At 59.0% G+C, this 21,413-nt stretch carries 16 protein-coding genes and 1 pseudogene; 12 read left to right on the top strand and 5 right to left on the bottom strand.

The window, feature by feature from the left end; translation table 11 throughout:
• Nucleotides 1–5 precede the first annotated feature (5 nt).
• From virB9 to J3R84_RS24485, 10 genes are all read left to right on the top strand, one after another.
• On the top strand, nucleotides 6–878 hold the full coding sequence (virB9, locus tag J3R84_RS24440) for a P-type conjugative transfer protein VirB9 (protein WP_203528764.1): 873 nt from the start codon (nucleotides 6–8) through the stop codon (nucleotides 876–878).
• Nucleotides 875–2,047, top strand: a complete 1,173-nt coding sequence (virB10, locus tag J3R84_RS24445; RefSeq protein WP_203528747.1) for a type IV secretion system protein VirB10 — start codon at nucleotides 875–877, stop codon at nucleotides 2,045–2,047. The genes virB9 and virB10 overlap by 4 nt, the downstream gene beginning before the upstream one ends.
• A gap of 10 nt (nucleotides 2,048–2,057) precedes the next feature.
• Complete coding sequence (gene virB11, locus J3R84_RS24450; protein ID WP_113569021.1) at nucleotides 2,058–3,053, top strand: P-type DNA transfer ATPase VirB11; 996 nt, start codon at nucleotides 2,058–2,060, stop codon at nucleotides 3,051–3,053.
• A gap of 248 nt (nucleotides 3,054–3,301) precedes the next feature.
• On the top strand, nucleotides 3,302–4,381 hold the full coding sequence (locus tag J3R84_RS24455) for a TRAP transporter substrate-binding protein (protein WP_255569885.1): 1,080 nt from the start codon (nucleotides 3,302–3,304) through the stop codon (nucleotides 4,379–4,381).
• 44 nt (nucleotides 4,382–4,425) lie between these two features.
• On the top strand, nucleotides 4,426–5,115 hold the full coding sequence (locus J3R84_RS24460) for a TRAP transporter small permease subunit (RefSeq protein ID WP_162771210.1): 690 nt from the start codon (nucleotides 4,426–4,428) through the stop codon (nucleotides 5,113–5,115).
• On the top strand, nucleotides 5,112–6,854 hold the full coding sequence (locus J3R84_RS24465; protein ID WP_113569025.1) for a TRAP transporter large permease: 1,743 nt from the start codon (nucleotides 5,112–5,114) through the stop codon (nucleotides 6,852–6,854). Before J3R84_RS24460 ends, J3R84_RS24465 begins: the two co-directional genes overlap by 4 nt.
• A 455-nt stretch (nucleotides 6,855–7,309) precedes the next feature.
• Nucleotides 7,310–7,519: a dodecin gene (locus J3R84_RS24470; protein ID WP_057206335.1), complete on the top strand. Its 210-nt coding sequence runs from the start codon at nucleotides 7,310–7,312 to the stop codon at nucleotides 7,517–7,519.
• Nucleotides 7,520–8,039: 520 nt separating this feature from the next.
• Nucleotides 8,040–8,363: a DUF736 domain-containing protein gene (locus tag J3R84_RS24475; protein WP_113569027.1), complete on the top strand. Its 324-nt coding sequence runs from the start codon at nucleotides 8,040–8,042 to the stop codon at nucleotides 8,361–8,363.
• Nucleotides 8,364–8,434: 71 nt separating this feature from the next.
• Nucleotides 8,435–8,779: a DUF2958 domain-containing protein gene (locus tag J3R84_RS24480; RefSeq protein ID WP_207207655.1), complete on the top strand. Its 345-nt coding sequence runs from the start codon at nucleotides 8,435–8,437 to the stop codon at nucleotides 8,777–8,779.
• A 351-nt stretch (nucleotides 8,780–9,130) separates the two neighbouring features.
• Nucleotides 9,131–9,277: a hypothetical protein gene (locus J3R84_RS24485; RefSeq protein ID WP_203528745.1), complete on the top strand. Its 147-nt coding sequence runs from the start codon at nucleotides 9,131–9,133 to the stop codon at nucleotides 9,275–9,277.
• A gap of 71 nt (nucleotides 9,278–9,348) precedes the next feature.
• Here J3R84_RS24485 and traG read toward each other — a convergent pair.
• The 3 genes and pseudogenes from traG to J3R84_RS24500 all read right to left on the bottom strand — a co-directional run bounded on the left by traG (nucleotide 9,349) and on the right by J3R84_RS24500 (nucleotide 11,771).
• Nucleotides 9,349–11,270: pseudogene (traG, locus tag J3R84_RS24490) on the bottom strand (Ti-type conjugative transfer system protein TraG).
• A 14-nt stretch (nucleotides 11,271–11,284) separates the two neighbouring features.
• Nucleotides 11,285–11,497: a conjugal transfer protein TraD gene (locus J3R84_RS24495; RefSeq protein WP_057224253.1), complete on the bottom strand. Its 213-nt coding sequence runs from the start codon at nucleotides 11,495–11,497 to the stop codon at nucleotides 11,285–11,287.
• A gap of 49 nt (nucleotides 11,498–11,546) precedes the next feature.
• Entirely contained in the window at nucleotides 11,547–11,771 is a 225-nt protein-coding gene (locus tag J3R84_RS24500; protein WP_057206344.1) for a TraC family protein, read from the bottom strand.
• A 190-nt stretch (nucleotides 11,772–11,961) separates the two neighbouring features.
• Between J3R84_RS24500 and traA the strand changes: the two genes are divergently transcribed.
• Nucleotides 11,962–16,572 (top strand): Ti-type conjugative transfer relaxase TraA, encoded by a 4,611-nt coding sequence (gene traA / locus J3R84_RS24505; protein WP_113569033.1) that lies wholly within the window; start codon nucleotides 11,962–11,964, stop codon nucleotides 16,570–16,572.
• A gap of 363 nt (nucleotides 16,573–16,935) precedes the next feature.
• Here traA and J3R84_RS24510 read toward each other — a convergent pair whose 3' ends face one another.
• Complete coding sequence (locus tag J3R84_RS24510) at nucleotides 16,936–17,178, bottom strand: hypothetical protein (protein WP_057206350.1); 243 nt, start codon at nucleotides 17,176–17,178, stop codon at nucleotides 16,936–16,938.
• A gap of 334 nt (nucleotides 17,179–17,512) precedes the next feature.
• On the opposite strand from J3R84_RS24510, the gene J3R84_RS24515 reads away from it, so the two are divergent.
• Entirely contained in the window at nucleotides 17,513–18,898 is a 1,386-nt protein-coding gene (locus J3R84_RS24515; RefSeq protein WP_373688548.1) for a TrkH family potassium uptake protein, read from the top strand.
• A gap of 130 nt (nucleotides 18,899–19,028) precedes the next feature.
• Here J3R84_RS24515 and J3R84_RS24520 read toward each other — a convergent pair whose 3' ends face one another.
• Complete coding sequence (locus tag J3R84_RS24520) at nucleotides 19,029–21,386, bottom strand: Wzz/FepE/Etk N-terminal domain-containing protein (protein WP_057224260.1); 2,358 nt, start codon at nucleotides 21,384–21,386, stop codon at nucleotides 19,029–19,031.
• Between the last annotated feature and the right edge of the window lie 27 nt (nucleotides 21,387–21,413).

Consider the following 21,413-nt stretch of genomic DNA (forward strand, 5'->3'; position numbering starts at 1 on the left):
AGACAATTTCATTGCCAGTCTTTGCCGCCCTTGTCGCCGTCACAACGGTGTTTCATCCAGCCTTGGCCCTCGATATTCCGAGCGGCGCCGGGCAGGACAACCGTGTTCGTTTCGTCAACTACCAGCCGTATAACATCACCCGCATCGTCGGCACGCTGCGCTCGTCGGTTGAGGTGGAGTTTGCACCCAATGAGGAGATCGCGCATGTGGCGCTTGGCAATTCGGTAGCCTGGGAGGTGGCGCCAGCCGGAAATATTCTGTTCCTAAAACCGCGCGAAAACCAGCCGATCACCAACATCTCCATAGTCACGACAAGACGAGATGGCTCAAAGCGCAGTTACCAGATGGAGCTGACAGTGCGCGACGGCTCCGTTGCTGCCGGACAAGATACCTACTTCTATGTGAAGTACCGATATCCCACTGACGAGGCGCAGCGCCGGCGCCTGGAAGCGCAGGCCCGTGGCCAAGCGGAGAAAGCCGATGCTGCAAATGACGTTTTGGCGCTCCATGAGCAATATGGCCCGCGCAACTGGCAATATTCGGTGCAAGGATCTGCCGCGATCGAACCGCAGGCCGTTTACGACAACGGCAAGCTTACAACTTTTGTCTTCGGCGACAATCGGGAGATCCCGGCAATCTACCTTGAGAGCTCCGACGGAACCGAAAGTCTCGTCTCAAAATCCATCTCCGGTGGTCTCGTGCTCGTTCATGCCATCAGCCGCAAGTTCATCCTGCGTCGTGGAGCGGATGTGATCTGCGTCTTCAACGAGGGCCACCCTCTTGGCGCTGACAACCCCGGGACACATACGACCTCTCCATCGGTGGAGAGGGTCGTCAAGGCAGCAGATGAGGACACAGCCCAAAGAGACGCACAATGACAGACGATGTTCCAACGACGATACCCGGCGAACGCGGACATGCCCAGCTTCCCCAAGGGTTCGACAACAACCCGGCTCTCAGACGCGGCGCCGTTGTCGCAGCTATCCTCGCCTTCATCGGCTTCGGGCTGTGGTCGATGCGTTCTCAGACCCTTGACCCGAATGCCAATCGTGAGGAGCGGGTGGTCATCCGGCAAGCGACGGACTTCGAGCCGGCAAAAGAGGAGCCAAAGACGGTGGAGCCATTGCCCGAAGTCAAATTGCCAACGCCGGTTGTCGCCGAAGCGCCCACCGAACCCGAAAAGGACGAGCTTCTGGAATCTGCCCGGCGAGCGCCCGTCATGGCCTTCAACGCAGGCCAAGGGATCGATCGCCGTTCCGAATCCACGCAAACACCGCCAGATCAAGCTTCGACCTATCTGCCCATTAATGGCGCGCTTGGCGGCGAGGTAGGCGAAAACGAAGATCAGCGTTTCGACCGGATGCTGAAGCCGACACGGCTGGAAGGTTCGCGCGCCGGACATCTCGGCAACCGGAACTATATCGTCGCGATGGGGACTTCGATCCCGTGCGTGCTCGAAACGGCGCTGTCTTCTGACCAGCCTGGCTTCGCCAGCTGTGTCATCAATCGCGACGTGTTTTCGGATAACGGCCGCGTGGTGCTGATGGAGAAGGGCACACAAGTTGTCGGCGAATACCGCGGCGGTCTGCGGCGCGGCCAGAAGCGGCTCTTCGTCCTCTGGAACCGTGCGAAAACGCCAACCGGTGTCATCATTGCGCTTGCTTCACCCGCAACCGATGCGCTCGGTCGCGCCGGCTTTGACGGTCATGTCGACAGTCATTGGTGGGAGCGCTTCGGCAGTGCTTTGCTCCTGTCGATCGTTGGTGATGTGGCGAGCTTTGGCGGAAGGAAATTACAGGATCAGGAGGTCGACGTGGAGGGTACGACGAGCGCCGGCAGGCAAGCGGCAGCGATCGCCGTCGAGCAATCGATCAATGTCGTCCCGACGCTAAACAAGCATCAGGGCGAGCTCGTGTCGATTTTCGTGGCTCGTGATCTCGATTTTTCCGGGATCTATGAATTGCGGGTGTCCGAACCACGTAGCACTGTTCTCGAACGTTCTGTCCTCGGCGACTTCAGCAAACGTGCGCGCGTGGTAACGAAATGAGGATCAGCGCATGACGGGAACGTGCGACGCGCCTGTCGTGCGCCAGCTTCTCCAGCCGATCGCCGGGTTGCTGCAAAACCCCACACTCTATGAGGTGGTCATCAACCGGCCCGGCGAAGTCCTGACCGAAGGGTCCGCTGGCTGGTCGCGCCTTGACGTTGCGGAACTGACCTTTGACAGATTGATGCGTCTTGCCCGCGCCGTTGCCAGTCATTCGCATCAGGCGATCGACGAGGCGAGGCCGATCCTTTCGGCAAATCTTCCGGATGACGAGCGTATTCAGATCGTTATCCCGCCGGCAACAACAAAGGGCACGGTTAGCATCACCATTCGCAAACCCTCATCCGTGTCCCTGTCGTTAGGCGGCCTAGACGCAGCAGGACTATTTACCGTGACCGCCGCGGCGGGCGATCGAGCCGACAGTCCGGACACAAGGCTGTCTAAGCTTTACAAAGCCGGAAACTATGCGGCGTTCCTGGAGCAATCGGTTGTCGCCCGGAAGAACATCATTATTTCCGGGGCGACCGGCTCGGGTAAAACCACACTGTCGAAGGCGCTGATCCAACACATTCCGTCGTTCGAGCGCATTATCACAATCGAGGACACAGCCGAGCTGGTCATACCGCAACCAAACCACGTTCGACTGTTCTATTCGAAGGGGGAACAGGGCCTTGCGAAAATCGGTCCCAAGGAGCTGCTGGAGTCAAGCCTGCGGATGCGTCCCGATCGTGTCCTGCTGCAGGAACTGCGTGACGGCACGGCTTTCTACTACATCCGAAATATCAACTCCGGGCATCCAGGGTCCATCACCACAGTGCACGCTGACTCGGCAGCCCTCGCGTTTGAGCAACTGACCCTTCTCGTTAAGGAATCCGACGGCGGGCAGGATCTCGCACGCGACGATATTCGCGACCTGTTGAAGATGTTGGTCGATATCGTCGTTCAGTGCAAACGGGTCGAGGGGAAGTTCCGCGTAACGGAGATATGGTTTGATCGGCCCGCGTAGTGGTTAGTCGAGGGAACGTTTCCTGGACAGATTTTCGAGCGCTGCTCTCTGCAACCTTTGCTTGGGGCTTGATTGAGGAGTATTGTTTACCTTCAAGACCCTTGACCACGAGGGGGGCGGAGACCGCGGCACCCTTCATCGCCCTTCGACTGCGGGTGAGGAGTTCATGTGTTCGGGAGGAAGAGGTGAAACGAAGACCCCATGTTGAAGGGAGGACGTCGCGTCGCAAGTTCCTTAGCGGTGCGGCTATGGCCGGCGCGGCGGTGATCGCTGCACCGAGTGTCGTCAAGGCGCAAGGACCGGTCAACATGCGCTGGCAGAGCACATGGCCCTCCAAGGATATCTTTCACGAGTTCGCGCTCGATTTCGCCAAAAAGGTCAACGACATGACCGGCGGCGACCTGAAGATCGAGGTGCTGCCGGCGGGCGCCGTCGTGCCAGCCTTCGGCCTGCTCGACGCAGTGTCGCAAGGAACCCTCGACGGCGGCCACGGCGTTCTTGTCTACCACTATGGGAAACAGACGGCGCTGGCCCTCTGGGGCTCCGGGCCGGGCTTCGCAATGGACGCCAACATGCTGCTGGCGTGGCACAAATATGGCGGCGGCAAGGAGCTTCTCGCCAAGCTTTATGAATCCATCGGCGCCAATGTCGTTTCGTTCCCTTATGGGCCGATGCCGACACAACCGCTCGGCTGGTTCAAGAAGCCTGTGGCCAAGGTTGAGGATCTCCAAGGACTGAAATTCCGCACGGTCGGAATCTCGATCGACGTCTTCACCGGTCTCGGGGCAGCAGTCAATGCGTTGCCGGGCGGCGAAATCGTCGCGGCACTGGACCGTGGGTTGCTCGACGCGGCCGAATTCAACAACGCTTCGTCCGACCGCGTCCTTGGTTTCCCCGACGTCTCGAAGATCTGCATGCTGCAGAGCTATCACCAGAATGCCGAGCAGTTCGAAATCATGTTCAACAAGGCGAAATACGACGCGCTGTCCGAGCAAATGAAGGCCATTATCGCCAATGCCGTTGAGGCGGCTTCACAGGACATGCACTGGAAGGCGATTGATCGCTATTCGAAAGACTATTTGGAGATGCAGACGACCGACAAGGTCAAATTCTACAAGACACCTGAAACGATCCTCAAGAGGCAATTGGAGGTTTACGACGAGGTCGTGAAGAAGAAAGCGGCCGAAAACCCGCTCTTCAAGGAGATTCTTCAGTCCCAGCTCGCCTTTGCAGAGCGGGCAACGCGGTGGGAACAGGACACCGTCGTCGGCCGGAGATTGGTATTCGATCACTATTTCGGTCGGGACGGTGTCGCCAAAGAACTCTGACGCGTGGCTTGGGCATTTCGGGCGGAGAACTTCTGGCCAAAAGAATGCACCATCTGGGGGCACGCGTGACCGTTCAGGATTTTCTGCTCAGGATCGATGCAATCAGCGTGTGGGTCGGAAAGGCCGCGGCGTGGCTCATCATTGGGCTGATGACACTTGTCTGCGTCGAGGTCTTCAAACGCTACATCATGAACATGCCGACCGCCTGGATCTTCGACGCTAGCAACATGTTTTACGGCACGCTGTTCATGCTCGCCGGAGCCTACGGTTTGGCGCAGAACGCTCATGTACGTGGTGACTTTCTCTATAGCTCACTCAGACCGCGGATACAGGCCGGGCTCGATCTCGTCCTCTACATCCTCTTCTTCCTGCCCGGCGTCGCCGCCCTCGTTTACGCGGGTTACGATTACGCGGCACTTTCGTGGCGGATCGGCGAGCATTCGACCGTGACGGCAGAGGGGCCGCCGATCTACTACTTCAAGACCGTCATACCGATAGCCGGTGCACTCGTGATGCTTCAAGGACTGGCCGAGATCATGCGCTGCATCGTCTGTCTGAGGTCTGGAGAATGGCCGAGCCGCATTGCGGATGTCGAGGAGATCGACGTCGTCGCCGAGCAGCTTGCGCATAGCGAGCACATAGACGCCGAAACGCGCGAGGCCGCGATCGAGCGCGCCCAGGACATCGACAGGGCAGCGAGAAAACGAGGCCTGGGGGGAGACATCGAGACGTGAGCGATCCGTTCCTCGGACTGACGATGCTGATCTTCATCGTGATCGTAATCATGATGGGGTTCCCGACAGCCTTTACGCTGATGGGGCTCGGCATGCTCTTTGGATTCTATGCCTTCTACAATCCGGCCGAGCACTGGATCGACAATCGCGTCTTCGACCTAATGGTTCAGCGCACCTACGGCGCGATGACCAACGACGTCCTGATCTCCATCCCCCTCTTCGTCCTGATGGGCTACGTAATGGAGCGCGGTGCGCTGGTCGACAAGATGTTCTACAGCATCCAGCTCTGTTTCAGACGGGTGCCGGCGTCGCTTGCCGTTGCGACGCTCATCGTTTGCACTTTCTGGGGCATTGCCAGCGGCCTCGTCGGCGCCGTGGTGGTGCTGATGGGCGTCATCGCGATGAACCCAATGCTGCGCGCCGGCTACGACGTGAAGCTTGCCGCGGGCGTCATCACTGCCGGCGGCACGCTGGGCATTTTGATCCCGCCATCGGTGATGATTATCGTCTACGCGGCGGTTGCCGGGCAGTCGGTCGTCAAGCTTTATGCCGCGGCGATGTTGCCCGGCTTTTTCCTTGCGCTCCTCTATCTTGTCTACATTCTCGGCTGGGCGATGATCAATCCGAAGATCGCACCCGCCTTACCCGAGGAACAGACAAGAGTTCCGGTGCCCGATTGGATGAGGAGCTTTGAGGCCCTCTATTCACGCAACATGTTAGCCGGGCTCTTTTCCGCGCTGTTTTCGCCGTCGCGGGCGATGGCGATCGAGACCCCGGAGGGGCGGCTCACCTATTGGAAGCTGATCAAGAATACCTGCGCTGCGCTGGTTCCTTTCTTGCTGACCGCATTCACGCTTGCGCTCGTGTGGTGGTATGTCGTCATTCATCCGCAAGCCTCGGCCGAGGCCGAAGCGCCCGAAGGGCTTGAGGAGCTCGGCGCGCCGGCGCTCGATGCGGGTCCGGCGGCGGTCGACGGGCCGACAGGGAGTTTCTACGTAACGTTCGGCATCATCGCCGCCATCGCCGCGGTCGTACTCGTGCGCTACTACCGCAACATGACCACGGATCGCTTGCAGGTCGTGAAGCTTCTGGTCTCCTCCGTGATGCCGCTCGGCATTCTCACTGCGCTCGTCCTTGCCGTTATCCTGTTCGGGATCACGACGGCGACCGAGTCAGCTGCCGTCGGCGCTGCAGGGGCCTTCCTGCTTGCGTTCCAGGCCCGGACGCTCAACTGGAAGCGCACCAAGGAAGCGGTGTTCCTGACGGCGAAGACGACCGCGATGGTCTGCTGGCTCTTTGTCGGCTCAGCGCTCTTCTCCGCGGTCTTTGCTATCCTTGGCGGCCAGGCGCTGGTTGAAGAATGGGTGCTGGCGCTCGACTTGACGCCGGTGCAGTTCATGATCCTGTCGCAGGCGATCATATTCGTTCTCGGCTGGCCGCTCGAATGGACCGAGATCATCATCATCTTCGTGCCGATCTTCTTGCCGCTGCTAAGCCACTTCGACATCGACCCCATTCTCTGGGGTGTCCTCGTTTTCGTCAATCTTCAGGCAGCGTTCCTGTCGCCGCCAGTCGCGATGTCGGCCTATTATCTCAAAGGTGTATCGCCGCCACAGGTCACCCTCAGCCAGATATTCGCAGGCATGATACCCTACATGCTGATCGTCATACTCTGCATGGTCATCATGTATGTCTGGCCGGGCATGGCACTCTGGCTTCCGTATTATCTCTACGACTGAGAGATTGCCGTCTGCCGCAGCGGCGGGCCGGTAAAAAAGCTAGCCATCTGTGCTCTCGGCAGCGCAGGTGGCGCCTCCGCGTTCACGCCGCTTGGCCATCAGGTCGTCCCGAGCGGTCGTTTTATCGGGAGTCCAGACAGGTGTTCTCGGCGGCCTCTCCAGGCGCTTCTTGTTGATGATCGGCGCATCGTTCTCCAACGGTGCGCGATGCAGTGCTGACCGGCTCAATCCGGTCGATTGGTCTCCCGGCTGCGGTGGCAGCCTCCCCGGGCAGCAGACTGTTTGACAGCAACCCGGTATTGCCGGATCTTTGGGTTCGCTGTGCATTCAAGCAGACCCTTGGCGCAGCGTTGTCGATGTGACTATGCCCGCTCTATTGAGCAGGAACCCGTCGAGCGGTGCACTCGAGCCCCTTTTGAAGCCAAGCGTAGCCTGAACCTATACGGGAGGATAACGTGAGCGACCATGTCTACAAGAAGGTGGAACTTATCGGTAGTTCGAAAGTCTCTGTGACCGAGGCAATCGAGACGGCGATTATGCGGGCCTCTAAAACCATGAGAAATCTCGAATGGTTCGAGGTGGATCAAATCCGGGGACAGATCAAGGATGGGGCGGTGGCGTGCTATCAGGTGGTTGTGAAGGTCGGATTTCGGATCGACGATTGACACGCTAAGCCATTTCTCTGTGCCGACGTGCAAGCTGTCTCCGCTTGTCGATCGGGTATTCGTGGAGGCCGCGGCTACCGTTACGGCATACCGGCGAACTATACCTCTCGGTCAAACCGGACAGCATCCGAGATCCGCATGATCTTCGGCAGCTCGCGGACCTTCGCGGATCCTGCGAGCCAGTCCGTCGGCTGTCTCGGTTAATGACGAACGCGCAGCGGCCTCCCAACCATGCACGATTTGCGGGCGATAGCGTTGCTCATGAGGTTCCGGCCCCATGAACCCGCGCTGCCGGCTTTTGAACGCCCGTGTGCGATGGCGCGCACCGGCCACGTGTCTTTCCGATCGGTCGCGTCGGAAACCATTCCCGTTCAAGATGTCGCCTTTCTAAGGGACCGGCCACGTCCAGCGTCAACCCGCAAGGGGTTTCCCTCCGCTTCGCTGCGGTGACACTTGCGGCTCGGCCCCTTCTTCGGGCGCCATCGGGAATGGTTCCCGAGCAACCGAAGGAGAAAGCACCATGGCCACCACGATCGCAACCCTTACCGAAAAGACCGACGGCACCCTCGAAGGTCTCTTCGCCACCATCAAGGTCAACGCCCCGATCGCCCTCATCCCGAATGGCCAAAAGGCAAGCGAAGGCGCCCCCGACTATCGCATCATCCATCGCCGCACCGGCTTCGAGATCGGCGCCGGTTGGTACCGGAACTCGCAGCGCACCGGCGAGGAATACCTCTCGGTCAAGCTTGAGGCGCCCGAGATCGGCGTGATTTTCGGCAATGTCGCACCGGCACCCGGCGGCGAAGCGAACCGCAAGGTCATCCTGTGGAATGATCCAGCCTGAGCGTCGCACACGCCGGCCCCGCGGTGATCGCGGGGCCGCTCCGTCCAACCCCTTCATCTTGGAGAATACCAATGCGCCTCATCACCGAGGAAATCCGCGCGGCCCTCATCACCAACGGTCGACGCTTCCAACGCGATCCAGACTTCGATCCGCTTCCGCTCCTCAAACTGTTTACGCCCGACGCGGCCGCCACGTGGTTGATCGCCGCTGCCGACCCGGAGGACCCCGATTTGCTCTTCGGGCTCTGCGACCTCGGCGTCGGGTTTCCTGAACTCGGTTCCGTTCTTTTCTCGGAGATCCAATCCGTTCGCGGCCGGCTTGGCCTGCGCGTCGAAAGGGATCTCACCTTTAAAGCAGACCGGTCGATTTCGGCCTATGCCAAAGTCGCTACTGTAGCCAGCCGGTTCGTCGCCTAGCTGAGTATATAGCCAGGAGGGACCGTAGTCGGCAGGCTACGGTCTCGATTTGTTTGTCATCATGGCGAAATTCTGCTCGTGGCGCTCTAACCGGATCTTGTTAGAAGCGAGGCAGCCAGCTGCCCGTATATTCTGGGTGGCATACCCAACCCACCCTGTCTGCTCAGAAACGTCAGGATGCCATGAGGGGTCTGAATGCTTCAAGGCCGCGCGGCCCCCTCCAATTTTGCCGCAAGCGCCAAAATCGGCTCCTCCGCGCGCCGGCGCCGCCGGTCGCGTGACGCGAGCCTTGACCCCTTCCGACCCCTCATGACCGACGGCGTCATCTTTCACAAATTCAAGGAGATGACGATGACCATCGAACAGCACATCGAGGAACTGCGCGCCGAATTGCAATATTGCCCGGACGCCGAGGAGCGCCACCAGATCGAAGCCGAACTGGAAGCGGCACGGCAGGAACTCGGCCGTCGCAACACCGATGACCCACCTCCAAAATAGTGGCCGCGCGCCATCTTGCTTCTACAGCAATCTTCAGGACGTATTGCCGAGCGGTGACAGGATGTGATCGCTTAGGTCGCCGCTGTCTTGACGAACCGGTTGGGTTCGACTGCCGCATTCATGTCTTTTCTCCGGAAATAAATCGCACGTCCGCAACGCAACGGACTGTGACCCTGGACAATGATGATCTGCTCGTCCTTGCGCATCGACTGGATGATTTCGTGCGGCATAATCAGCGGCCTGCGCTGAAGGCTGACACTCTCTGACCGCCTTGAAGCTTTGTCAGAGCTGCTCCCGCCGATATTGCGGGACCGGCCCTCGACCTCAACGGTCATTTCGCCACATTGAGCGGAAACGTTCCGGGCCGTGTCGAGCGCCTTGATTGCCGCATAGGATGCAAAGGCGCATCCATCGATCCATGAGGTCGCGCCATCACGGCCGAAGTGCTTTTCGAGCTGGCCGACCGATTGATACATCAACATCAGCGTGATGCCGTATTTCCGGCCGTAGTCGCGGGCATCCTCGAGCACGCGCATGAAGCCGAGCAGATCGATCTCATCGAGCATGAAGAGTGCGCGGCGGTCGAAGGCCCCGTCGGCCTGGATCATGGCATTGATCAGTGAACCGATGATGACGCGGGCAATGCCCGGATAGCTGCGCAGGATCGAGGCGGGGATGTTCAGGAAAACGTCGATCGCGCCCTTGACGATATCACCCGATTTGAATGCCGTCCCGCAGACGAGCGCGGCATAGTCGTCGAGCGATAGCCATTGTGTATCCTTCGACGCGGTAGAATAGACGCCACTGAAAGTCTGTTCCGTCATATTGGTGAAGACGCCCAGCGTCTCGCGGACAAAAGCCGATTGCGATGTTTCCTGAATGTCGCGCAACATCGCCAGGACTGACGGTTCGGGCTCGGAAACAATCTGGCGCAGACTGCGAAGATCGCGACGACCGGCATAGTCCGCAGAGAGCATGACGTGCGCCAGCAAACCTGTCAGAAGATTGTGCGCCTGGTTCTGAAAGTATGACCCCGTCGATGTTTCGATCCGAGAGCTTTCCGACAAAAGCATGTGAGCAACCGCGACGATGTCCTCTTCCTTGGATTTCGAGGTTTCGATCCAGTCGAGGACGTTGAAGCCCCAAGCGGGATTGGATGGGCCAAGTACGATGCAGTTTCGTTTGAGCCTCGTTCGCGATGGGCAACAACCATCGGCGCTACTTCGGTCGAGGGATCGAGGCAGATCAGTGGTCCGGTATAGCGCAACGCTGTCGGAATAACATTGCTCGTGGTCTTGTATCCGCCTGAACCAGCGAAAAACAGCATATGAGTCGAATCGAAATCTTGCCTATAGGTGAGCAGCGGTGCCTTGCCGCCTTTCCCCCAGGTTGACCGGTCGTCAGGCCGAAAGGGGACACGGTGGATCGTCTCGAGATCGACCCGGTAGCGCTCGCCAATGACGATTTCGCCATCCGCCGGAAACTGAGTGGCGGCGGCTGACATAGACAGCCAATCGGCGTCGCCGAAGGTGCCCCGCCGGGCTCGTTTGACCGGTCCGCCGATGATTATGGATATACGGGCAGAGATCGCCACGATGACAAAGCCGCCGATTGCGCCTGCGGCTGCGTAGAGATCGAGATAGGAAAACGCCGCTGCCCAGCTGACCACTCCAGTCTGAACGAAGGGGGACAGTCGGGCGTGTTCCCGCACAGCGTAAAATCCGCCAATGCAGAGAAACGTGATGACACTGACAAGCGCGATCGGTCTGCGCCGGTGCAGAGGCAAGATTGCCACAGTAATGAGCCCCGAAATCGGTCCAAAGAAAAGATTGGGAATCGGGGACGCACGCATGAACCAATAGGCATATTCGGGCGCAACCATAGTCGCCATCGTCGGCCACTTGTAAGCTGTGATAAGCAAAGTCGCGAGGCTCACTGCTATTGGCACGAGTGCCAGCAGGACCATCGGGCTGAGTCGTCGTTTCGCCGCCATCCCGCACTCTCTGTTTATAGTTTGATCAGTGCGCGGGCCTCCGCCCGAAAGGCCTTCGCACCGAGGGCGCATAGCCGATCATGCTCCGCCGCCCCGACTGGAACCCGGCTCGCCTCGATCAGCGCTCCGAGCAGAAACGCCCGATCGGCGTTCCTTAAGCCTGCCTTGATGACCAATCCGCCGAGGATGACTTTCTCGTGGGTATCGCGCTTGCGCTCTTGCGTCATTCTGTGTTGCCGCTTCCGTTCGAGAAATACAATCCGCTGGTCAAGCCGCCTAAGCGGATGGACCAGCGGCGCCCCGGACCCTTTCGCGAAATCGTGTGACGATCTCTGCGAAAATGGCGTCGAGCTCGCTGTCGGGAATATCGAGTTCGGCGAGACCGGCTTTCTGCGCCATCCGGGCGAAACGCTCGTTGGCTTTAAACAGCAGGTTCTTGCGTTTCGCCCGCAGTGCTTCGATTTGAGCATCGATTTCCGAAATGGTTGTTTTTGAGCGCACTTTTCGTCCTTCCTCTGTCTCCAGCGAGATTCGATTATACTACCTTAAATATGATAGTCAAATCGTCGGAAATGAGGTATTGGAAAAGGAAACTCCGAGCCAAAGATGAATCATTAAGTGCTACTAAGTAGGCGGATGGCGCAATATATGTCGCAGTTGCGACGCGCTTGGGAGGGGAGCTTGACCTGAATTGGCTATCATGTTTGTGAGGGCTCACGTGATTAGCCGGAGTGCCGGTCGCAGTATCATCTCTGCAGCTGCCTATCGTCATCGCACCAAGATGATGGACGAACAGATCGGCAAGGAATTCCGCCACTATGGCGATGCTGCGGAACTGGCGCATGAAGAACTTGCTTTGCCCTCCGAAACACCCGCATGGCTGAAGGCGGCCATAGATGGGCGGACGGTCGCTGATGCCAGTAAAGTGCTTTGGAACGCGGTCGATCGTTTCGAGACGCGCTGCGATGCGCAGCTTGCCCGCGAGATCATTCTCGCGCTTCCGGTGGAATTAAACCGCAAGGAGAACATCGAACTTGTGCGCGACTTCGTGCGGGAAAACCTCACGTCGCGGGGAATGGTCGCCGATTGGGTTTATCACGACAAGGACGGCAATCCGCATGCTCATATTATGGCAACGCTGCGCCCTTTGGCCGAGGAGGGGTTCGGGCCGAAGAAAGTCGCGATCGTCGGTGAAGACGGCCAACCGGTACGCGTCAAAACGCCCGACCGACCTGAGGGGAAAATCGTTTATCGGCTGTGGGCAGGCGACAAGGAAGCGATGAAGGAGTGGAAGGTTGCCTGGGCGGAAACGGCAAGCCGCCATCTGGCGCTTGCCGGTCATGACTTCCGCCTTGATGGTCGTTCCTACGATGAACAAGGACTTCGCGGACTGGAGCAACGGCATTTCGGTCCGGATCGTGCTGCGCTTGTTCGTAAAGGCATCGAATCCTATTCTTCACCGACTGCATTGGCCAAGCGCTATGAGATTGCCGACCGGCTCACGGATGATCCGACCTTGTTGCTCAAGCAACTCGCCATCGAGCGATCGACCTTTAACGAGAGGGATATCGCCCGCGCGCTGCATCGTTATATCGACGATCCGATCGTCTTTGCCAATATACGCGCCAGACTGATGGCATCGGACGATCTGGTGATGCTGCAGCCGCAACGGCTAAACAGTGAAACCTGCAAAGTCGAGTGTCCGGCGGTGTTCACGACGCGCGCTCTGGTCCGAACCGAATATGAAATGGCACGCTTGGCAATTAAGTTGTCGAAGATGAAAGGCTTCGGTGTCTCTAAGTCCCGCGTCGACGCTGCGGTTACATCAATTGAATCTGAAATGTCTGCCGGTGGTGTTCGGCTCGCAACAGAGCAAATCGATGCCGTCCGGCATGTTACCGCCGGTGGCGCAATTGCCGCGGTCGTCGGTGTGGCCGGCGCCGGTAAATCGACATTGTTGAGTGCCGCCCGTACTGTTTGGGAAAATGAGGGGCGGCGTGTCGTCGGTGCGGCACTGGCCGGAAAGGCTGCTGAGGGATTGGAGGAAAGTTCCGGTATTCTCGCACGCACCATCGCCTCCTGGGAACGTGCCTGGGAGCGAGGTAACGATCTTCTCGGAAAGGGGGATGTGCTGGTCGTAGACGAGGCCGGAATGGTGTCGTCACAACAAATGGGGCGTTTGTTGAAGCGTATCGAGGTCGCGGGCGCAAAGGCTGTGCTCATTGGTGATCCGATGCAGCTTCAGCCGATTCAGGCCGGTGCGGCTTTCCGAGCGATTGTCGAGCGCATCAACTCTGCGGAGCTTGCCGGTGTCCGGCGGCAGAAAGAGGAATGGGCGCGTACTGCCTCCAAGCAATTTGCCCGCGGCGATGTGAAAGCGGCGCTCGCCGCTTATGGCGAACGCGGGCATATCGTTAGCGCCGAGACCCGTCAGGCTGCCATCGAGCGCATCGTCGCAGACTGGACAGCTGCACATCGCGAATTGGTAGCGAAAGCCAAGGCGGAAGGTCGCAAACTTCGTGGCGACGAACTGACTGTACTTGCGCATACCAATGACGACGTGAAGGTGTTGAACCGGTCTATTCGCGATGTGCTTTCGACGGATGGATTGTTGTCGGATGGCAGGCCGTTCTTAACCGAGCGCGGTATGCGGGAGTTCGCGGTTGGTGACCGGATCATCTTTCTCGAAAACGCCCGGTTCGTCGCGCCGCATGCCAAGAACCTTACTGTTCAGCACGTGAAGAACGGCATGCTCGGGACGGTTTGCTCGACGGCAGCCGGAAGCGGGACGGCGCTGCTCACTGTCCGGCTCGACAATGGACGCGATATCGTTTTTGCCGAGGATACCTATCGCAATGTCGATCATGGCTACGCCGCGACCATCCACAAAAGTCAGGGTTCGACCTTTAATCGCGCCTTTGTACTGGCGACCGGCATGATGGACCAGCATCTGACGTATGTCGCGATGACCCGACACCGCGATCGCGCTGATCTTTATGTCGCTGCGGAGGATTTCCAGCGGAGACGTGAACGCGACAGAGCGCCGCGTGCAGACTACACCGATGGGGTTGGCGGCGAGCTTGTCGAAACAGGCTTTGCGAAGTTTCGACCGCACGATGATGTAGATCCAAGTCCCTATGCCGATCTTCGCATTGAAGATGGAATGACGCATCGTCTGTGGGGCGTCAGTCTGCCGAAGGCGCTAGAGGATGGCGGGGTGCAGGTCGGTGACACCGTAATGCTTCGAAAGGATGGGACAGAGAAGGTCACGGTCAAGGTTCCAGTAAACGATGAAGACACTGGCAAAAGACGCTTCGAAGAGCGTGTTGTCGAGCGCAACATCTGGAGAGCGGGTTTGATCGAAAAGGCAGCGGACCGACAACACCGGATTGCCAAGGAAAACCGCTTGCCGGACCTGTTTCCGCAGCTTGTTAAACGGCTCTCGCGTTCGGGCGGAAAAACGACGACGCTCGATTACGTGACGGAGGATGCATACCGATCTCTGGCAGACGACTTCGCGCGGCGTCGCGGAATTGAGGTAGTATCTGGTTGGAGTCTTGTTGAGAAGGCGGATCGTACGCTGAGCTGGGTTTCCGAACAGCGTGGTCGGGTGGCCCGGCTATGGCAACGTGCCAACGCGGCGCTTGATGTTGTGGTTGAGCATTCCGAACGCATTGAGGCAAACAGCAGTACAGCCAAGCGGCAGGCTCCTAAGATCAGTGCGGATGGCGATCCGGAATTACTCCCGGCAACGATTTCGTTCTCGCGGACACTCGAGGAGGATGCACGTCTTGCCCATCTCTCATCAGCTGACTGGGCGGAGCGGGAAGCGATCGTCATGCCTTTGCTCAGGCGGATTTACCGAGATCCGGCGGCCGTGCTTGCGCGATTGAACGAGCATTCCTCTAATACCGCCAAGGATCCCCAACTAATCGCAGACCGGCTTATTCGGTCGCCTCAAGCACTCGGGAACCTGCGTGGCGGCGCCAACCTTGTCGATGCTCAAGCGGCCAGGAAGGAGAGGGCGGCTGCCTTGGCAGCTGTGCCAGAGCTCGCGCTTTTGGCGCGAGCTCTGGCGACGGAGTTTCGTCGACAAGAAGGGCGCTTCCAAGACCGTGAGCGAATGCGCAGATTGCATATGAGCTTCGTTGTTCCGGCACTTTCCAAAAATGCAAGAGCGCGGCTTTTGGAGATCGAAGCGGCTTGGGAGAAAGGGGGAGATGAGGCTTATCGATCCGCTTTCCGGATCGCCACGGAGGATCGCTCGGTAGTCCAGGAGGTCAAGGCCATCGACGATGCCCTGACCCGTCGGTTTGGATGGCTTGCGTTTTCTGACAAGGCAAATGGCTTCGCTAAGCGCGATACGGCGATGCGTTTTCCGGAAAGCATGGTGGAGGAAAGGCAGGCCGAACTGACTGTGCTGTTTTCGGTCGTTAGACGTTTTGCGGCGGAGCAGCGCATGATAGAAAAACATGAGCCCGCTCAACTCATCGCGCCGGCAGCATTTGCTCCGCAGTATGCGGTCGCGTGCTTACCAATGTTGCCAGCTGTAACCGAATTCAAGATCCGTGTGGAGGATGAGGCGCGGCTCAGGGCGGTGGAGGCCCAGCATTACAGGCAGGAGAGAGCGGCACTCGGGCGAGATGCAGTTCGGATCTGGCGCGATCCGGCCACCGCGGTTGCGACGATCGAAAGCCTTGTAACAATGAAGATCGACCCCGAACGCATTGTGCATGCCATTGTCGCTGATCCCGCCGCCTATGGCGCCTTGCGTGGCTCGGACAGGGTGTTGGACAGGCTCCTGGCAGCAGGACGAGAGCGTCGGGAAGCGATGCAGTATGTCAATATCGCTGCCGCCTCCATTCGCGCCATGGGGCGCTCCTACGCCGCCGCCTACGAGGCGGAGTTTTTGGCGGTCAGGACTGAACGAAACCGCATGAGTGTCGCTATACCAGGGTTGACCAAAGAAGCTGAGAGTGCGCTCCGTCGTTTGACGGACCAGACGGCGAAGAATGCGAAGCATCTCGCGGGGAAGGTTCGGGCGCTTAATCCGGAGATCCGTGCGGAGTTCACGACTGTCTGCGAGGCGCTCGATGCACGTTTCGGACCGGGAGCACTCGCCCGCGGCGACAGACATGCGATTAAAATGGTGCCGAAGTCGCAATGGGCGGCATTTGAGGCGATGCGCCATCGTATGCGCGGGCTTCTGCGCGCCACCGGCGCCTACGAAGCTGAGGAGGCAAGGGTCGGGAGCCAGCGCCGCGCGATCAATCAGGCACGACGCCCCCCGCTAGTAGATTGATGCCGAATTCGGATCTATAGGATAGAAGCGCATCTTCCGATTAAGCGACGGTCTTCGTAGGTTGCCCGCAGGCGTGCGCCCTTGCCAGATCGGGCCGACGGGAGCCGGAGAACGGCACATGACTATGATCCGGCGTATCAACGCCGGGGCCACTTCTAGTGTATCAAATCACGCAGGATCTTGCGGCATTGACAGAAGCTCTCTTCCCAAGCTGGCACCGTGCCCGACGACGATGCACAACGTTCCAGCCATCCGAGCTCTGAACAAGGTCGGGCGTGTTGCCGCGAAGCTCTTTAAAGCCGAACGCGCACAATCCCCTCGCGGAAAAATTCTGCGCTGCAGCCAACTCGGTGCTGATGATCGCTAGCGCCGCGCCGCGCGGCTGCTCGCCGGCTCCAGCCCCTTGCCGCGATAGGCGACGGGGATGCCCAGTGTCTCGTGGGTCGTTGCCAGCGTTTCGAGCCAAGTTGCCAGTTCAGTGGGCACCTTCTCATCGCCCGTCTCCATCGCCTCGATCCACGCTAGATTGCAATGGAGCGCGCTCGCGAGATTGATCGGCGTCCAGCGAAGGGCAAGTAGGCATTGGGTAAATCGCGCGGGGGTCATTTCAGTGCTCAAGTTTGCGAGTGCGTCGGTTCGATGAGGCTATACACGCAGAAATAAGTCAAGGTGATGAGTTGTCGCGGCACGATGATGTGATCGCGTTCTGGTCCACAGCAATCGTCGACACTAGAAGAAATTGCTGTGATCGTTAAGAGGGATGTCCAACTTGCGTTCGTCGACGCTGGCCGCTAATCCCGATGTTGATGGCAGGTAAAAGCGACTCGCGAGGGCGAGTGGACCAGGACAGCCAAGACCGGGGCATTGACCGTTGAACGCGACCATTTACCAGTCTGCCATCAACATTGCCGCAAAGGTCGGCGTCTATCTTTCGCTCGCGATGTTCATTCCCGCGCTAGTCGATCTCTATTTCGGCCATCGGGACTGGAAGGTTTTCGCTGTTTCGGCGTGTCTGATGGGTAGCCTTTCGCTGGTCACAGTGGCGGCTACGCAGGGCGGACCACCAGCATTCAACCGGAAAATGGGCTTTCTGCTCGTCAACCTGTTGTGGCTGGTTGTCTCGTTTGTCGGTGCCATTCCATTCTGGCTATCCTCGGTCAATCTCGATTTTGCCGAAGCGCTGTTTGAGTCTGTCTCAGGCATCACCACCACCGGCTCAACTGTCATTGCCGGTCTGGACAATGCGCCACCCGGTATTCTTGTTTGGCGTTCGCTGCTCCATTGGCTCGGCGGCATCGGCATCGTCGCGCTCGGGCTGTTCGTCATGCCGTATCTGCGCGTCGGCGGACTGTCGTTCTTCAAGATGGAATCGTCCGATACCACCGAGAAGCCGTTTGCGCGCATCGTCACCTTCACGCGTGCCTTTATCCTGATCTATATCGTCCTGACGGTCACCTGCGCGATCATCTACGGCTATCTCGGAATGAATCGCTTCGATGCGATCAATAACGCGATGTCGACGATTGCGACCGGGGGCTTTTCGACCCATGACGCGTCGCTCGGCTATTTTAACAGCCTGCCGATCCTGTGGGTGGCTACCTTCTTCATGACGGTCAGCAGCCTACCGTTTTCCGTGCTGATCATCTTTATCGTGCGCGGCCGGCTGGACACGCTGAAGGATCCGCAGATCATCGTGTTCCTGTCTTACCTCACCGTGCTCGCGATCGCAGCCAGCTTGTTTCAGCGGTTGGAAAACGGCGTCGATTTTCACGAGGCGCTGGCGCATTCGTTCTTCACGGTGTCGTCGATCCTGTCAACGACAGGCTTTGCCAGCGATGACTACATGCTATGGGGCGACTTCATCGTCGCACTCGCCTTTGCGGCGACCTTCATGGGCGGGTGTTCGGGCTCGACCGCTGGCGGCATGAAAGCCTATCGCTTCATCATCATCTTCAATTCCATTCGGGCAGGGCTCTTTAGGCTCATCTACCCGAACGCGATCCACACGGTGCGCTACGGCAAGGCACTGGTCGATATCGACGTGCAGCGGACCGTCTTTTTGTTCTTCACGGCCTATATGATGATCTGGGCCTTCGGCAGCATGGCCATGGGCGCCTTTGGCTATGACCTTTTGACGTCGGCGTCGGCGATTGCCACGGCGCTTTCAAATGTCGGTGCCGGGCTCGGCCCGATCATCGGGCCGGCTGGAAACTTCTCTACCTTGTCCGATCCGGCGCTTTATCTGCTGTCGGTCATGATGCTGCTCGGGCGTCTGGAAATCCTGACCGTTCTGGTCATCCTGACGCCGCTGTTCTGGAAGGATTAAGGCACGAGCGTTTCCGGTTTAACCGGAATTTCACAAACGGCTGTATCTCTTTGTTTTTTTGACAGGAAACCGCTACGCACTTGCCCTGGAAATGCTCCAGGAGCCCAAGCGAGTTGGGCTCCTATACGGTTCAGACCGGCTCCGCTTCGCGCCGGGTCGCTGAGTTGTCGACGTAGTATTTTTCGAAGCGGTGGCGATAGTGTTCGGCGGCGCCGAAGTCGCTGTATTTCGCCAATTCCCGCATATCCGTCTTGTTGAGGATGACGCCGAGGATCTTCGAGTTGATCTGCGGTTCGGCGTGGAGCAGGTCGCGCACAAGCCGCGACGGTGTGCGGCCCCATTCGGCCACGAAGAGGAAACCGTCGGCAAGCGGCGAAAACGCCTTGCCATCAACGACAGGGGCGAGGGCTGCGAGGTCGACGATCACATAGTCGAAGGACTTGCGCGCGTTCGCGATCAATTCCTCCATGGCCGGCGAGGCGAGCAGCTCGTGGCTGTCATGCGGGTAGTGGTTGGTGGCTTCGCCACCGACCGGGAATATCGCAAGCTTCGTCTTGTGGTCGATCTTGATTCCGGCCGGCCAGGATGTCTCGCCGGTTAGCGCCTCGACAAGTCCGGTCTTGGGCGCCGGCGTAATCATCTTGCTGAGGCCGGGCCTGCGTATATCCGCATCGATCAGCAGCGTCCGCTTGCCGCTGGCGGCGAGAAGGGCGGCAAAATTGGCAGCGACGATTGATTTCCCTTCATCGGGAACCGCCGACACGATACCGACCACACGGCAGGCATTTCCATGCAGCATCTGGTCACAGGCGAGCTTGGCGTTGCGGAACGTCTCGGTAAAGGAGGAGCGCGGCGCGTCGAGTACGATGCGGCTGACGCGTTCGAAGGGCACCGGCTCCGGTGCTGGTTGGGGCGGTCCCTTGTCCTTCACAAACCGGGCACGCATATGGTCTGTGGCTCTCGTCGGGCGCGGGCCGATCAGCGGGACATAACCGAGCGACCGATGCCCGAGGATCGAACGGACGTCGCCTTCGAGACGGAACGTGCGCTCCCGGAATTCCTGAAACGCCGCAAACGCCCCGCCTGCCATCATGCCGAGCACAGCGGAGAGGGCGAGGATCATCGTCTTCTTCGGGCTTGAGGGCGAAACAGGCACGCCGGCTTCGGAAATCACCCGAGCCTTGGCAATCGGGAAGGAGCGCTGCTGCGCTGCCTGCTCATAGCGGCCGAGATAGGATTCATAAAGCGTCTTCAGAGCTGCGGCCTTCTGCTCGAGTTCGCGCAGATGGACGAGTGATCGGTTTGCGTCGGAGTTCCGGCCGGTGGTTCCCTCGATGTTTTCGCGCAACGAGGCTTCGCGCGACCGCGCGACCTCGTATTCATTGCGATAGCTCGAGGTCAGCTGCTGCAGTTCCTGATAGATCTGGCGGCCGATATCGTTCTTCTCCGCCCGCAGCGATACCGCCTGGGGATGATCGGCGCTAAAGCTTTGGGTCACCTCCTGCTCGCGTTTGCTGACGGTCAGATAGCGGGTCCTGAGGTCGCGGATCACCGAATTGTCGCCGTCCTTCGACGAGATCGTCGCATTGTCGACGGCCTTTTCAGGGCCCTGTTCGACGATCGCCTGAAACTGCTTGTAGCGGGCCGAAGCGGAGGCCGTGTCGGCCTGGGCGATGATCAGCTGGCTGTTGAGATCGGCGAGCTGTTGCTCGGACATCAGTTCTCCCCGCGCCGAGGTCAGCCCGTTGTCGGTGCGGTATTGCTCGACCTCAAGCGAAGCGACCTGGGATCGCTGCCTCAGGTCGGCAAGGCGCTCCTGCAACCACACGGATGCCCGTTCGGTCGCCTCGAAATTGGCGTTCAACTGGTCGGTCAGGTAGGAATCGGCATAGGCGCGTACCACCTGCGCTGCCAGCTGCGGATCGCTCGAACGGTAGGCAAGGGCAACGACCGAGCTTCGCGAGACGCGTTCGACGGCGAGGCCCTGCTGGATAAGCGCGGCTGCCTTCTGTCGCCGGCCGCTGCGTGCGGCCTCTTCCGAAACCGCAGAACCGCCCGTAAACACACCGGTGATCGACTTCATCCAATCCTTGACCACAGCGAAAGCCGAGCGTGGCGGATTGACGATCGTGTCGTTGTCGGCAAGGTTGATCTTGTCGACGACGCGCAGAGCCAATTCGCCTGATTTGAGGATCTCGACGGCGCTGGCAAGTTGGGTGTCGAGCAGCTGGCTGTTTTGTGGCGAAGCCTCTTCTTCCGCGAATTTCGAGAGGTTCTCGTCGAGCAGGATCTGCGTCATCGAGGTATAGTTCGGCGTGGCGAAAAGCAGGTAGACACCGCCGAGAACGACGAACAGGGCAACGAACAGCCCGACTGTCTTGCCGCGACGAACCACCACCGAAAAAAGCCGGTCAAGGTCGATGAAGCCATCGGTTTCCTCGGCTTCGCGGGGCAGTACGCTACTGAACGGTAGACTTCTTTGTTTCATTGGGTCGCTCTGTCCGTTTCCATATAG

Source organism: Ensifer canadensis, from assembly GCF_017488845.2.
Classification (GTDB): domain Bacteria; phylum Pseudomonadota; class Alphaproteobacteria; order Rhizobiales; family Rhizobiaceae; genus Ensifer; species Ensifer canadensis.

Excerpts from the sequence above, each read along its gene's own strand:
- virB10 (WP_203528747.1), top strand. The coding sequence starts at position 875 with ATGACAGACGATGTTCCAACGACGATACCCGGCGAACGCGGACATGCC.
- virB11 (WP_113569021.1), top strand. The coding sequence starts at position 2,058 with ATGACGGGAACGTGCGACGCGCCTGTCGTGCGCCAGCTTCTCCAGCCG.
- J3R84_RS24455 (WP_255569885.1), top strand. The coding sequence starts at position 3,302 with ATGGCCGGCGCGGCGGTGATCGCTGCACCGAGTGTCGTCAAGGCGCAA.
- J3R84_RS24460 (WP_162771210.1), top strand. The coding sequence starts at position 4,426 with ATGCACCATCTGGGGGCACGCGTGACCGTTCAGGATTTTCTGCTCAGG.
- J3R84_RS24475 (WP_113569027.1), top strand. The coding sequence starts at position 8,040 with ATGGCCACCACGATCGCAACCCTTACCGAAAAGACCGACGGCACCCTC.
- J3R84_RS24480 (WP_207207655.1), top strand. The coding sequence starts at position 8,435 with ATGCGCCTCATCACCGAGGAAATCCGCGCGGCCCTCATCACCAACGGT.
- J3R84_RS24485 (WP_203528745.1), top strand. The coding sequence starts at position 9,131 with ATGACCATCGAACAGCACATCGAGGAACTGCGCGCCGAATTGCAATAT.
- J3R84_RS24495 (WP_057224253.1), bottom strand. The coding sequence starts at position 11,497 with ATGACGCAAGAGCGCAAGCGCGATACCCACGAGAAAGTCATCCTCGGC.
- J3R84_RS24510 (WP_057206350.1), bottom strand. The coding sequence starts at position 17,178 with ATGACCCCCGCGCGATTTACCCAATGCCTACTTGCCCTTCGCTGGACG.
- J3R84_RS24515 (WP_373688548.1), top strand. The coding sequence starts at position 17,513 with ATGTTCATTCCCGCGCTAGTCGATCTCTATTTCGGCCATCGGGACTGG.
- J3R84_RS24520 (WP_057224260.1), bottom strand. The coding sequence starts at position 21,386 with ATGAAACAAAGAAGTCTACCGTTCAGTAGCGTACTGCCCCGCGAAGCC.